We start from the raw sequence: 12,653 nt of genomic DNA, 5'->3' as shown, positions 1-12,653 counted from the left end.
CGCACGAGCCACGCGCCCGCGTCCGCGTGCTCACGGGCCGGAGCCGACCAACAGCAGCTCGACCGCGGGTGCCGGGTCGGTCGCCAGCCGAGCATGCGTCTCCACGTCGAACCGGTCGGCGCCGTACCGGAGCTTCTGCCGCTCGACGCCCTCGGAGCGGAAGCCGGCACCCGTCGCGACCCGGCACGACGCGGGGTTGTTCACCCGGTGCCCGAGCTCGAGACGGAACAACCCGTCGCGGAAGGCCCGCTCGGCGACCGTCGCCACGGCGCGGGTGGCCAGGCCGCGACCACGGCCGGAGCGCGCGAGCCAGTAGGACACCCACGCGGTGTCGTGCCGGTGCTCGATCGCGGTGAGGCCGACGTTGCCGACCGCGACGCCGTCGACCACGATCGCCCGGTGCTGCCGGTCGGTCTCCGTCACGAGGACGGTCTCGATGAAGCGCGCAGCGGCGTCGGCGTCCGGCAGCGGGCCGAACTGCGTGTCGAGGTCGTCGGACGAGGCGCGTGCGGCGACGAGTGCGTCCGCGTCGCCGACGAGCCAGGGCCGGAGGACGATCACGGCCGGGCTGCCCTGCCCCGGGAGCGTCGCCCCCGGACCAGCACGGCCACGACCGCGGCGATGAGCAGTGGGATGACGAGCGCCGCTGCGCACCACGCGACCGCCCGCGCGGCGAGCGCCGTCCGGAACGCGTCGGACCCGGCGACGTACGCGTAGCTGCCGCTGTGCAGGGCGGGGAACGCCGGGGCGACCGGCCACGCCAGCGACTCCGCGAGGACCGCGACCAGGACGGCGACCCCGGCGAGCAGCAGCAGCGCGAGGGCCGGGGCGTGGTGTCGGAGCCGTGCGCGCATGCCTCCACGGTAGCGGGGCACGCGCGCACGGCACGAGGGTCGCGGGCGTCAGCGCGGAGCGACCACCGTGAACCCGGCCGGGGCGAGCGGCACCCGCTGCGCACCCGGGCCGACCCGCGACGTCCGGACGAGCCGACCGGAGCGGTCGTACACCGACACGGTGGACCGGTGTGCGACGGTCGCCGTGGCCGACTGCGCCGAGGTCGTCCCGTTCACGAACAGGTCCGACGGCGACGCACCGGCCACCGACCGGGCTGCGGATCCGAGGCCGAGGTGCGACACGACCGGCCGGAGCAGCACCGCGTCGAGGTCGGCAGACCCACCCCGGACGGTCGCCGTGATCGTCGTCGTGCCCGCCGGAGCGGTGCGCGCGAGCGTCAGCGGGTGCAGGAACGACGGCGTCGGTGCTGTGCCCTGCGCTCCAGCGCCGCCGTTCAGGGTCGATCCGAGCGACCGGGTGCGACCGTCCGCTCCGCGCACCGTCCAGTCCGTGCGTCCCGCCGGACCGGATGCCTGCGACACGACCGGGTACAGCAGGGTGTCCTGCTCCAGGGCCGGGATCGTGATCGTCACGGATGAGCCCGCCGGAGCGTGCACGTACGCCGAGCCCGACCAGTTCGCCGATCCGGTCCACGCCGACTCCGGACGGACGACCGTCGGGACACGCCCGTCCCCGCCACCGGACAGCGCCCCGCTCTCGGCCTCGACGGTGGTGATGCCGTCCACGTCGGTCCGGGACGTCACCGTCTCGGCCGCGGCACGGACCGCCGGGTGGGCGTCGAGCGCGAGCATCGACAGCGCGGTGTGGATCGCCGACTCCGCGCCGCAGCCCCGGTTCACGGTGCCGTCCGCCGCGATCCCGTCGACACACGCGCCGGTCGTCCGGTCGTACACGGGGACGCCCGCCGGGTTCGCGCCGAAGTACCAGCCCGCGGCGATCGCGGCGAGGCGGTCCTGCCCCGCTCCGCCCACGGCGAGGAACGACTGCACGAGCGAGTCCGCGCCGTACGCGATCTGCGTGCGGTCGAACGGCGTCGGCGTCCACCCGTTGTCGGGGCCGCCCGAGGCGAGCACCTCGGCGGCGAACTGCGCGGTCTCACGCTCGGCGTCCCGCTGCCAGTCCGAGCGGTGGAGGACGGACCCAGCCGTCGCGAGCGCCGCTGGCGCCATCCCGCCCCAGGCGTTCCAGGTCGACTGCGACGTGGCCGAGGGCAGGACCGCGCCGAACGGCCAGGTGGTCGTGTCGCCGCGCTGCATGGCCGCGATGCCGGTCGTCTCCTGCTGGAGGACGGTGCGCGCCTGCCGGTCAGCCGGGACGGCCCGGACGTACGCGCTCAGCCCGAGGACGGCCTCGGCGGTGGCGCTCGTGGAGTCGGCGATCAACCAGGACGGCACGCGCGACCCGTTCACGGTGTCGTACTCGCCGTACGACGCGAGCGACTGCCGTTCGAGCGCGCCGAGGGACAGACGGAGGCGGTCCTGCAGGAACCGTGCGAAACCGGGGTCGGTGCGCCGGAACGCCGGGTACGCCTCGCCGAGGGCCCAGACGGTGCGGCCGACCCAGAACGAGTCCGCGGAGTCGGACGGGTTCGGCGAGTCCGGCGGCGTCGGCGTGGTGTTCAGGGTGCCGTCGGTCTGCTGCCAGAGCACGACGTTGCCGGCGTCCGGCCCGCTGTTGGTCTGCAGGTAGGTGAGCGAGCGGAGGAGTTCCCGCGCGTGCTCACGGCTCGACGGCGTGCCGTTCTGCTGCCAGTCGCGGACGTAGACCACGGCAGCCCGGCTGATGTCGTCCGCGTCGAACGCCCCCTGCCCCCAGTGTCCGGTCGCGGGGTCGAGCGTGCCGCCACCGACGCGGCGGTAGGTGCCGTCGGCGTTCCGGTCCGCGTACACCCACGGCGCGGTCGCGGTCGGGTCTTGCGCCTGCCGGTAGGTGCTGTGCCCGGGGACGTCCGGCAGCGGGACGTCGTCGAGCAGGAAGTCCAGGTGGTCGAGGTTCGTGACCGGCCGGGAGGCGCTGCTCGCGCCCGCCGTGCCGGTCGCGGTCGCGGGGGTGGTCGCCTGGGCCGGGGCGGCGACGAGGGTCGCCGCGGCGGTGGCGGCCGCGACGACCGCGGCCAGGAGGGTGCGATGCACCATTGCATCTCCTCGTTCTCGGGATGAGTGGATACGGAAAGCGGGGGGGGGGGGGGGTCAGCGCCGCACGAGTCGTGCGACGCCGATCTTGGAGTCCGCCATGCCGTAGAAGACGTGGTGGACGCCGTCGATCTCCTCGACGGCCGTGGGGAACACGACGTTCGGCACGATGCCGGACCGTTCGTCGTCGGTGTCCGCGGTCATGAGGGGCTCGGCCGTCCGGACGAGCACCTCCCACGGGCGGTCGGCGTCGAGGATCATGCCCCCGGCGGCGTAGTTGACGTGCTGCTGCTGCGCGAGCGAGCCGACCAGCTCGCCCGTCACGCCGTGGTGGAGCAGGAGCCACCCCTCGGGCACGCGGACCGGTGCCGGGCCCGCGCCGATCTTGAGTTCCTCCCACGCCTCGGTCGGCGCGGCGAGCACCCGGTGCCCGCGCCACTCGGCGAGTGCACCGACGTCGGAGCGGACCCGGTCGAGCGGCACGAACGAGATCCAGATCGACGGTCGGGTGTCCTCGACCCAGCCCGGCGGGTGCAGCCCCTCGGACGGTCGGATCTCGGACAGGTCCCAGCCCGGACGGTGCAGGACGGCGAGGCTCTCCACCCCGTCGGGCGCCGTGACCGGCTCTGGCAGGAACACGCAGTCCTTGTTGAAGTACATCGCCAGGTCGACGTCGAGCGCGTCGTCGTAGCCGAACCGCACCGGTCCGAGCCGCCGCCACGACCGGAGGTCGCTCGACACGGCGACCGCGGTGTGCGGGCCGAGCGGTCCGTACGCCACGTACGTCATGACGTGCAGGTCGAGCGCCGGCACCCACGTGGTCCGTGGGTCTTCGACGCCGGCGTTCACCGCGCCGATCTCCCACGACCGCTCGGGCTCGAGCACGACGCCCTGCCGTTCGACGCCGGTCGGGATGCCGTCCTCGACGACGACCCGAGCGATGCCGATCCGCGAGACGTTGCCGTCGGCCACGAGCCGGGGGAGGAGGTACAGCTCGCCGTCGGGGCCGCGCCCGCTGCCCGGGTTGAGCACGCCCTCGGCCTCGAGCGGCTCGTCGGCGAGGGGTTCCATCACGAGACCGACCCGTTCGAGCGCGTACGGGAACGCGTCGGCGGGTACGGTCCGGGTCATGCCGGCACCTCCTGGTACAGGTACAGCTCGCGGTCGCCCCGCGGTGCGTCCCAGCCCTGTGCGAACACTCGCGGGCCGTCCGGCGTCGGCCACCGCAGCAGTCCACCCCAGGCGAGGGAACCGCCGGCGTGCACGTCGAGCTGCGTGAACGGGGCGTCGACGTCGTACAGCGCCTGGCCGGCTGCGAACGCGCCGTCGTGGTCGGCGAGGAAGAAGTCGAGGACCAGTCGGTCGCCGTCGACCACGGCGCACGCGACCTCGTGCACGTGCTGCCCGAGCGCGCTGACGTCGAGGTAGTCCTCGTGCGTGAAGGTCCAGTGGAGCATGTCGTCCGAGTGCCCCACCGTGAGCCTCCCGCCGCAGCCCTCGGACACGTACATGAGGTACTCGCCGCCGATCCGGACGGCGTTGCCGCGGTCGTCCCGCGGGATCACGGCGCCCTTCGCCCAGAGGTGCGACACCTCGTACGGCACGACGATGCCGGTCTTCTGCCAGTGCACGAGGTCGTCGGAGACCGCCAGGGCGATGTCGCACCCGACGTCGCCCGCGTCCGGGTACGTCTCGCGGAGGTCGCTGCCCCGCGTGTCCCAGATCGCGTTGTAGTAGCACCACCAGCGCCCCTCGGCGCGGTACAGCTTGGGGTCCTCGACGCCGAGCCCCTCGTACGGCTCGGTGGGCCAGAGGATCGGCGCACCGTCGTCGACCCAGCCGTCCGCGGTCAGGACCGCGTGCCCGATCCGGGACGACGTCGACTCCTTCACCGGGGACGCGCGGTAGACGAGGTGGAGGGCGTGTCGTGCCTCCAGGCCGGTTCCCGGGTCCACCGCGACCACGGTGCCCCGCTCGTCCGGCGCGACCGCGAGGGTCGGGTTGAAGACCGACGACGCCGTCCAGCCGATGCCGGTCGGGTCGGACCAGTCGGGCGCCGTGAAGGTGAGCGACGGCTCGCGACGGAACGGCCCGATCATCCAGGCCGGCGGGTCGTCGTAGTGCGCCGAGAAGTCGTCGGTCGAGATGCGGTCGGTGAGCGCGTTCGTGTGCGCGAGCGCCCGCTGGTACTCCTCGGCGAGCAGGTCGGTGGTGAGCGCCGGCATCAGCCCTTCACCCCCGACCCGATGTCGGTCGCGATGAACCACCGCTGGAACACGATGAACAGCACGACCACCGGGGCCGCGAGCACCACCGCGCCGGCGAGGATCGCGCCGTACGGGTTCGCGGTCGAGGACGCGACGTTCGAGATGTAGTTCGCCAGGGACACGGCGAGGGGTTGCATGGAGGCTTCCTTCGTGATGAGGAACGGCCAGAGGAACTCGTTCCACGGCCCGATGAACGTGACCAGCACGACGGTGACGAGCGCCGGTCGGATGAGTGGGAGTGCGACGCTCCAGAGCACCCGGAGCTCCCCGGCGCCGTCGATCCGTGCGGCGTCGAAGATCTCCTGCGGCACCTGCAGGAAGTACTGCCGGAAGATCACCACCGCCGCTGAGTTGATCGCGAACGGCAGGATCATGCCGAGGTAGTTGTCGCTCAGGCCGTAGTCGCGGGCGATGAGGACGTAGAGCGGGATCATCAGCAGCTGGAACGGCACGACCTGCACGAGCAGCGCGAGCGCGAAGGTCACGCCGCGGCCCCGCCACTGCAGCACCGACAGTGCGTACCCGGCGAGGACGCCGAACACCACCGTGCAGAGCACGACGCCGGCGGTGAAGATGCCCGAGTTCACGAGGCCCTGCAGCAGGTCCACGCGGGAGTCGATCTGCGCGTAGTTGTGCAGGTCGATGTTCGCGGGGTTCGGGAACGCGCCGGCGACGGAGGTGTCCGGCTCGCGCTGGAGCGAGCCGATCACCATGTACCAGAACGGGAACAGGAAGAGCAGGGCTCCGGCGAGCAGCACGACGAACCGCAGCGCGGCCTGGCCGCGGGTCAGCTGCACCCCGTCCATGCGGCGGGGTCGCCGCCGCCTCGGGGTGCCCTGCCGGGAGGCGCGGGTCGTCCCCGTCAGCTCGGCTGCGGCCTGTGGGATGGTCGCCTCGGTCATGATTCCCTCCCACCGGCGAACTTGTTCTGCAGGAACGCGATGATCAGGACGCCGATCATCAGGACGATGCCGATGGCGGCCGCGTACCCGGGGTGGCCCTGCTGGATGCCCTGCTGGTAGATGAGCAGCACGGGGCTCGTGGACGCACCGTTCGGGCCACCGCCGCCGGTCAGCAGGTACGGCTCGGTGAAGAGGTTGGCGCCGGTCACGGTGCTGAGCAGGAGCACGAGCACCGTGGCGGGGCGGACGCCGGGGACGGTCACCGAGAAGAACTGCCGGATCTTGCCCGCGCCGTCGGTGGACGCCGACTCGTAGAGCTCTTTCGGCACGTTCTGCAGCGCCGCGAGGTACAGCAGGATGTAGAACCCGAGCTGCTTCCACGTCACGAACACCGCGATCATCGGCATGGCGAGGGCCGAGTTGCTGAGCCACGACGGGCTCGGGGCGAGCGGCCCGAGGACGCTGTTCACGACCCCGCCCTGGCTGAACAGGAACAGCCACACCCCCACGACCGCGACGCTCGCGGTGACGTACGGCACGTAGTAGCTCACGCGGAAGAACGTCGACCACCGGACCGCGCCGTTCAGCGCCGACGCGAGCACGAGGGCGAGCACGACGGTGAGCGGCACGTTGATGATGAGGAAGACGCCGACGTTCCGGAACGACTGCAGCACCTGCGGGTCCTGGAAGACCTGCACGTAGTTCTGCAGACCCACCCACGGGCGGTCGACGCTCACACCGGGAGCGGCGAAGAAGTAGTCCTTGAAGGACATGTACACCGCGAAGCACACCGGGTAGGCGAAGATCGCGATGACGAACACCAGGTAGGGGGCGCTGAAGAGCCACCCCAGGGGGTTCTTGCCGAGCAGTCGGACGTGCAGCGGCTTCCGGCCGCCGCCCGTCGGGCTGCCCGGCGTGACCCCGCGCGCACGTGACGCGGTCTGCGTGGTCAAGCCGGGCCTCCCGTGCTACTGCTGCTGCATCTGCTGGGTGAACTTCGACGCGGCGGCCTTCAGCTGCGAGTCGAGGTTCCCCTGCCCGGAGATGACGGCCTTCGTGTAGAAGTCACGGAAGCCCTGGAGCGCGGCGATCGTGTTCGCGCCGGCCGGGTCGTCGACCGTGCGGGCAGCCTGCGAGCCGAACTCCTGGTACGAGGGGTTCTTCGAGAAGTAGTCCGCGTACGTGGTGGCGAGGTCCTTCCGGATCGGCATCTGGCCGGTCGTCTCGAGGAGCTTCTGGTCCTGGTCCTTGCTCGTGGCGTACTTCAGGAAGTCCCACGCGGTGCCCTGGTTCTTGCAGGACGAGTACATGCCGATGTTCTTGGCGTCCGGGAAGGTCCAGGTCTGATCGGCGGAGATGCCGTCCTTGGTGGGGACTGGGACGCTGCCCCAGTCGACCTTGCCCTTGTAGGACGCGATCGCCCACGGGCCGACGATCGCCATCGCGGCCTTGCCGGTGGCGAAGGCGTCGCCCTGGAGCTGCTCGGTGCCCGCGTAGCCCTTCTCGTAGACCGTCTTCCAGAACTCGGCGACGTCGCGGCCGGCCTGCGAGTCGAAGGTCGCCTTGCCGTCCTTCGTCGCCATGCCCTTGCCGCCGGTCGCGGCGGCGTAGAGCGGCAGGTAGTCGAAGTTCGGCTGGAAGAACTCGCTCGTCGGGGTCGGGTAGATCGCGTACGGCGCGGCACCGGAGGCCTTGATCTTCGCCGCGGCGGCGAGGAAGTCGTCGTAGGTGCTGAGCTTCGGGTTCTCGGTGTCGAGCCCGGCCTTCTTGAAGATCTCCTTGTTGTAGAAGATCATCACCGGGTTCGACTTCCACGGCATCTGGTAGAAGTCGCCGTCGGACGACTTGTACTGGTCCGCCGTGTCACCGGAGCGGGCCTCGATGTAGGCGTCCGCGCCGCTGAACTTCGACAGGTCGACCAGGCCGCCCTGCTTCTGGAACTGACCGGTCGCCGCGGGCAGGTTGTTGAAGACGAGGCAGGGCGTCGTGCCCGCGGTGATCGCGGCGCCGATGACCTCCTCGGTGCTCTTGCCGGCCGGGACCTCCTGGCCCTTGACCTGCTGGTCCGGGTGGTCCTCGTTCCAGGACGCCACAGCGGCCTTGCCCCACTGGACCTCTTGTTCGTTGTTCGAGTACCAGATGGTGATCGGGCCCTTGGCCTTCATCGCGTCGCTGTTGGACGCGCTGCCCCCGCCGGAGCATCCGGTCAGGGCGAGTGCGGTGGCCGCGGCGATCGCGGTCCCGATGGCGAGCATGCGCCGTTGCATGGTGACTCCTTCGTCGGTGGTCGGGTGTGCTGTGTGGTGCCGTGTTCGGCGGTGGTGTCCGGTCCGGCGCTGCCGGGTCCAGTGGCGTCCGGTCCAGCAGTGCCGTGTCCGGCGTCAGGGCCGGGGTGCGGGCGCGCCCGTCGAGCCGCGCACGATGAGCCGCGCGGGGGTGAGGGTGCGGTCGACGGGGTCGTTGCCGTCGACGAGGTCGAGCAGGGTGGACGCGACGACGCGCCCCCACTCGACCGGGTCGTTGTCCAGCGTGGTGAGCGCCGGGTAGACGTACTGCCCGATCTGGGAGCCGTCGAGACCGGTGACGGACAGGTCGTCCGGGATCCGCAGACCCGCGCCCTGTGCGACCGCCATGCCGGCGACGGCCATCGGGTCGTTGCCGTAGACGATCGCCGTGGGGCGCCGGTCGTCCTCGAGCGCGAGGAGCGTCCGGGTGGCCGCGGCGCCCTGCTCGGGGGAGAAGTCCGTCGGCACTACGCGTCCGTCGATCCCGAGCTCGGCGGCGACACGCTCGAACTGCTCACGGCGCGCACGTCCGTGCAGCATGTCCTCGTTGCCCGCGACGTGCGCGATCCGCTCGTGGCCGAGGTCGGCGAGGTAGCGGACGAGGTCGTCGATGCCCTGCTCGTACTCGCGTCGGACGGCCGGCAGGGTGGTGGGGACGTCCGGCTCGCCGAGCGTCACGCCCCGCACCCCGAGCTCCGCGAGGAGCGCGATCCGGCGGTCGTGGCGCAGGAGGTCCGTCAGGATGAAACCGTCCACGCGGCCGTCGGCGGCGAGGGACCGGTAGGCGCGTTCCTCGGCACCGGGGTCGGGCACCACGCTGAGGACGAGGACCTGCCCGCGGTCCGCGAGGACGGTCTCGAGGCCGGCGATGAACGCGGCGAAGAACGGGTCGGTCTCGATGATGCGGGGGTCCCGCTTGACGACGAGCCCGAGGGCGTACGCGCGGCGACTGGTGAGGCTGCGGGCGGCGGGGTTCGGGCGCCAGCCGATCGCGGCGGCGGCGGCCTGGATGCGTTCCTTCGTCGCCTGGTTCACGCCCGGTCGGTCGTTGAGCGCCAGCGAGACGAGGCCCTTCGAGACGCCGGCCTGCCGTGCGACGTCGACGATGGTGGGGCGTCGTTCCATCGTGGGCCTCCTCGCCGCGCTGCGTCGTACCGGAACGTTTGAACCGGTTTCATTGAACCGGTTTAGGTATACCCGGTGTCCGCTCGGACCGCAACCCCGCCCGTCGGACGCAGTCGAGCGTCCCGCGCACCGGTCCCGGCGGTGAGCGCGGCGTGAGGATCCCGGCCCCTGCCGTGAGGAGTCCGTCAGGAGCGCTGCGCGGTGACCCTTCGCGGGTGCACGGTACGACGGTGCACTCGTCCACGAAGCCACCGCTCCCGCTCGCCGCGCTCCGCCACCGGCACCTGCACGTGTGGGGCCGCGAGACCGTCCAACCCGCCGGGCGCACCCTATGGAGCTCCCGCACGCTCGTGGTCTTCCCGCCGGGCACGAGTCCCCGCGAGCGCTTCCTCCTCCGTGCCCTGCACGTCTGGGGCGTGGTCGGCTCGCTGCCGGCACTGTGCGTGATGGCCGCGCTGAACGGAACCGCGCTGTGGGGGATCACCGCGGCCCTCGCGCTGTACGGCTCCGGTTTCCTCGTCCTCCGTCGAGCGACGCGGCGGACGCGGCCGTCGGTCCGGACGCTCACGGTGACCACGTTCCACGGCGGCGGCAGTCCACGCGGACACGGGGACGCACGGTTGCTCGCGGGGTTGCTCGACGCGCTGCTCGTCTCCGAACGGGCGGCGCTCGCGGGGCGGATCAGCGCGATCGAGTTCGAGCTGCTCTGGGCGGACGTGTGGAACGCCCTGCCCGAGACGCCCCGACGGGGTCGGGCGTGATCGCCGGCCCGGACCCGACGGACAGTGCACCCGTCCCGACCGACGACGACCCGGTGGTCCTCGGCTACGACTGACGGCCGACGCCCGACGCCCGACGCCCGACGCCCGACGCTCGTCGTGTTGCGCGTGCCGGACGTGCGACGAGCGTCCGACGCGCTCCCGACGCCGCCCGCGCTCAGCCGGCCGTGACCATCGCCGACAGCCGGGCCATCAGCCCGCGCGGGACGAACCGGTGCGCGTTCGCCGTGACCCGGTTGCCGGCGCCGGACACCACGGTCGGGCCACCCGCGCGGGAGAACGCGCGGAGCCCGACGGCGGCGACCTCGTCGGGAGACTGACGTCCGTGTTCCATCACCCCGCTGCCCGCGCCCGCCGCGTCGAAGAAGCCCGTCGAGGTCGGACCCGGACAGAGCGCGAGCACACGGACCCCGCGCCCGCGGGTCTCCTGCCACAGGGCCTCGGTGAAGGACAGGACGAACGCCTTCGTGGCGCCGTAGACCGCCATCCCCGGGGTCGGCTGGAACGAGGCCGTCGATGCGACCGTCATGACGCCGCCGACCCCGCGAGCGAGCATCCCGGGCAGGAACGCGTGGGTCAGAGCCGTGACGGCACCGCAGTTCAGGGCGATCTGCGTGGCGGTCCGCTCGGGCGACTCGTCGACGAACGGACCGTGAGCCCCGACGCCCGCGTTCGCCACGAGGACGTCGACCCGGGACCCGGCGAGCCGGGCGACGACCTGTTCGACGCCGTCCGTCGCCGCGAGGTCGGCGACCACCACGGACGCCGTCGTCCCGCGTGCCCGGACCTCGTCGGCCACGGCTTCGAGAGCGTCCTGCGACCGGGCCACGAGCACGAGGTCGGCGCCGGCGTCCGCGAGCTGCAGTGCGAGTGACCGGCCGATGCCGCCGCTCGCTCCGGTGACGACGGCGCGACGGCCGCGGAAGGGGTTCCGGGGAGGTGTCATGGGGCCAGTCGTACTCGCCGGATCGCGCAGCAGTTGGTGAGAGGTCATCAATACCCCCCGAACGGGGCACACATGAGGCACAATGGTCGAGGACGCATCACCGAGCGCAGCACCACAGCACCCCACAGCACGTCCCGGCACCACCGCTCGCGACGTCCGCCCTGCGTCCTGCGCCCCTGATCCCGAACCCTCCGAGGAGCTCGACATCTCTGTCTCGACCACGCGCTTCCGCGCGCGAAGAACACCCATGTCCGCCGACGGACGGAGCGTCCGGTGAAGCGCCGGAACGTCGTCATCGCGACGACCGCCGCTGCCGCGCTCATCATCGGCATCCCGACCGCTGCCTCCGCGAGCCCCTGGTGGGGCTGGCACCACCACTGGCACCCGGCCCCCACCCCGACCGCGACGCCGTCGGACGATGCGACGCCCGAACCGTCCGACGGCACCACGCCGTCGGACGACGCCACGCCGTCGGACGACGCCACGCCGACCCCCGACGCGACGCCCACCGGCGAACCCATCGAGGAGTCGACGCCGACCGACCCCCCGAGCGCGACGCCGACCGACACGCCGAGCGACGAACCGACGGAACAGGCGTCGGCCGAGGCGCAGGCTGACGACCCGAGCGGCGCGACGCCCCCGCAGGCCTCGTTCGTCGAGGACTTCGACGTGTCGGCAGGCCTCGGCAACGTCGCGAACCTGTACCCGCAGGCGTGGCAGCCCTACCCGGACGGCACGTCCGGCATTTACGCACCGAGCCAGACCGTGACCGTCCACGACGGCGTCCTCGACGCCCGACTGGGCGGCGCGGGCACGGCCGGCACGTTCGGCACGAAGACGGGTGCGTACGACCACGTCGGCGGCTCGTTCTCGGTCCGTGCGAAGGCGACCGGCGGTGACGGCAACGGTGCGGCGTTCATGCTGTGGCCGACGTCGAACCGCTGGGCCGACGGCGAGATCGACTTCCCCGAGGGCAACTTCGAGTCGGAGCCGATGGCGTTCCACCACTCGATGACCCCGGGTCAGGAAGCCGAGCGCGTCCAGATCCCCACGGGGGTCTCGTGGCGGGACTGGCACACCTACACGGTGGACTGGGACCCGGGCAAGTCGGTCACCTACAAGGTCGACGGCAAGGTCATCGGGACGATCACGCACGACGTCCCGACCACCCCGCACCGGTTCATGTTCCAGACCGGCAACTGGGGCGCCAGCGGCAACCTGCTCATCGACTGGGTGGCGACGAGCGAGTGAGCCTCGCAGCCCTGACGGGCTGACCACCTGATGGGAGGCACGGTGCCGACGCGCACCGTGCCTCCCGTCCGTCCACCGGTCACCACACCTGTCGAGAACCACAGCCGTGCC

The 12,653-nt window shown here is 72.1% G+C and carries 12 protein-coding genes; 2 read left to right on the top strand and 10 right to left on the bottom strand.

The window, feature by feature from the left end:
* Positions 1-30: 30 nt before the first annotated feature.
* The 9 genes from ABC270_RS15020 to ABC270_RS14980 all read right to left on the bottom strand — a co-directional run bounded on the left by ABC270_RS15020 (position 31) and on the right by ABC270_RS14980 (position 9,566).
* Complete coding sequence (locus ABC270_RS15020) at positions 31-561, bottom strand: GNAT family N-acetyltransferase (protein WP_412881530.1); 531 nt, start codon at positions 559-561, stop codon at positions 31-33.
* Positions 558-854, bottom strand: coding sequence for a hypothetical protein (locus tag ABC270_RS15015; protein ID WP_412881529.1), 297 nt, complete (start codon positions 852-854; stop codon positions 558-560). Before ABC270_RS15015 ends, ABC270_RS15020 begins: the two co-directional genes overlap by 4 nt.
* Positions 855-902: 48 nt before the next feature.
* Positions 903-2,990 (bottom strand): hypothetical protein, encoded by a 2,088-nt coding sequence (locus tag ABC270_RS15010; protein ID WP_412881528.1) that lies wholly within the window; start codon positions 2,988-2,990, stop codon positions 903-905.
* Between the two features lie 54 nt (positions 2,991-3,044).
* Positions 3,045-4,118, bottom strand: a complete 1,074-nt coding sequence (locus ABC270_RS15005; protein WP_412881527.1) for a glycoside hydrolase family 130 protein — start codon at positions 4,116-4,118, stop codon at positions 3,045-3,047.
* Positions 4,115-5,212: a glycoside hydrolase family protein gene (locus ABC270_RS15000; RefSeq protein ID WP_412881526.1), complete on the bottom strand. Its 1,098-nt coding sequence runs from the start codon at positions 5,210-5,212 to the stop codon at positions 4,115-4,117. The genes ABC270_RS15005 and ABC270_RS15000 overlap by 4 nt, the downstream gene beginning before the upstream one ends.
* Entirely contained in the window at positions 5,212-6,156 is a 945-nt protein-coding gene (locus ABC270_RS14995) for a carbohydrate ABC transporter permease (RefSeq protein ID WP_412881525.1), read from the bottom strand. Before ABC270_RS14995 ends, ABC270_RS15000 begins: the two co-directional genes overlap by 1 nt.
* Positions 6,153-7,109, bottom strand: a complete 957-nt coding sequence (locus tag ABC270_RS14990; RefSeq protein ID WP_412881524.1) for a carbohydrate ABC transporter permease — start codon at positions 7,107-7,109, stop codon at positions 6,153-6,155. Before ABC270_RS14990 ends, ABC270_RS14995 begins: the two co-directional genes overlap by 4 nt.
* 15 nt (positions 7,110-7,124) lie before the next feature.
* Complete coding sequence (locus tag ABC270_RS14985; RefSeq protein ID WP_412881523.1) at positions 7,125-8,423, bottom strand: ABC transporter substrate-binding protein; 1,299 nt, start codon at positions 8,421-8,423, stop codon at positions 7,125-7,127.
* Between the two features lie 114 nt (positions 8,424-8,537).
* Entirely contained in the window at positions 8,538-9,566 is a 1,029-nt protein-coding gene (locus ABC270_RS14980) for a LacI family DNA-binding transcriptional regulator (protein WP_412881522.1), read from the bottom strand.
* A 215-nt stretch (positions 9,567-9,781) separates the two neighbouring features.
* Between ABC270_RS14980 and ABC270_RS14975 the strand changes: the two genes are divergently transcribed.
* On the top strand, positions 9,782-10,327 hold the full coding sequence (locus ABC270_RS14975; protein ID WP_412881521.1) for a DUF6611 family protein: 546 nt from the start codon (positions 9,782-9,784) through the stop codon (positions 10,325-10,327).
* 175 nt (positions 10,328-10,502) lie between these two features.
* Here ABC270_RS14975 and ABC270_RS14970 read toward each other — a convergent pair whose 3' ends face one another.
* Complete coding sequence (locus ABC270_RS14970; protein WP_412881520.1) at positions 10,503-11,291, bottom strand: SDR family NAD(P)-dependent oxidoreductase; 789 nt, start codon at positions 11,289-11,291, stop codon at positions 10,503-10,505.
* A 273-nt stretch (positions 11,292-11,564) separates the two neighbouring features.
* Between ABC270_RS14970 and ABC270_RS14965 the strand changes: the two genes are divergently transcribed.
* Positions 11,565-12,542, top strand: a complete 978-nt coding sequence (locus ABC270_RS14965) for a glycoside hydrolase family 16 protein (protein WP_412881519.1) — start codon at positions 11,565-11,567, stop codon at positions 12,540-12,542.
* The last annotated feature ends 111 nt before the right edge of the window (positions 12,543-12,653 follow it).

The organism is Curtobacterium phoenicis (assembly GCF_047238015.1).
Lineage (GTDB): Bacteria > Actinomycetota > Actinomycetes > Actinomycetales > Microbacteriaceae > Curtobacterium.
This window is presented reverse-complemented; position numbering and strand designations above follow the sequence as displayed.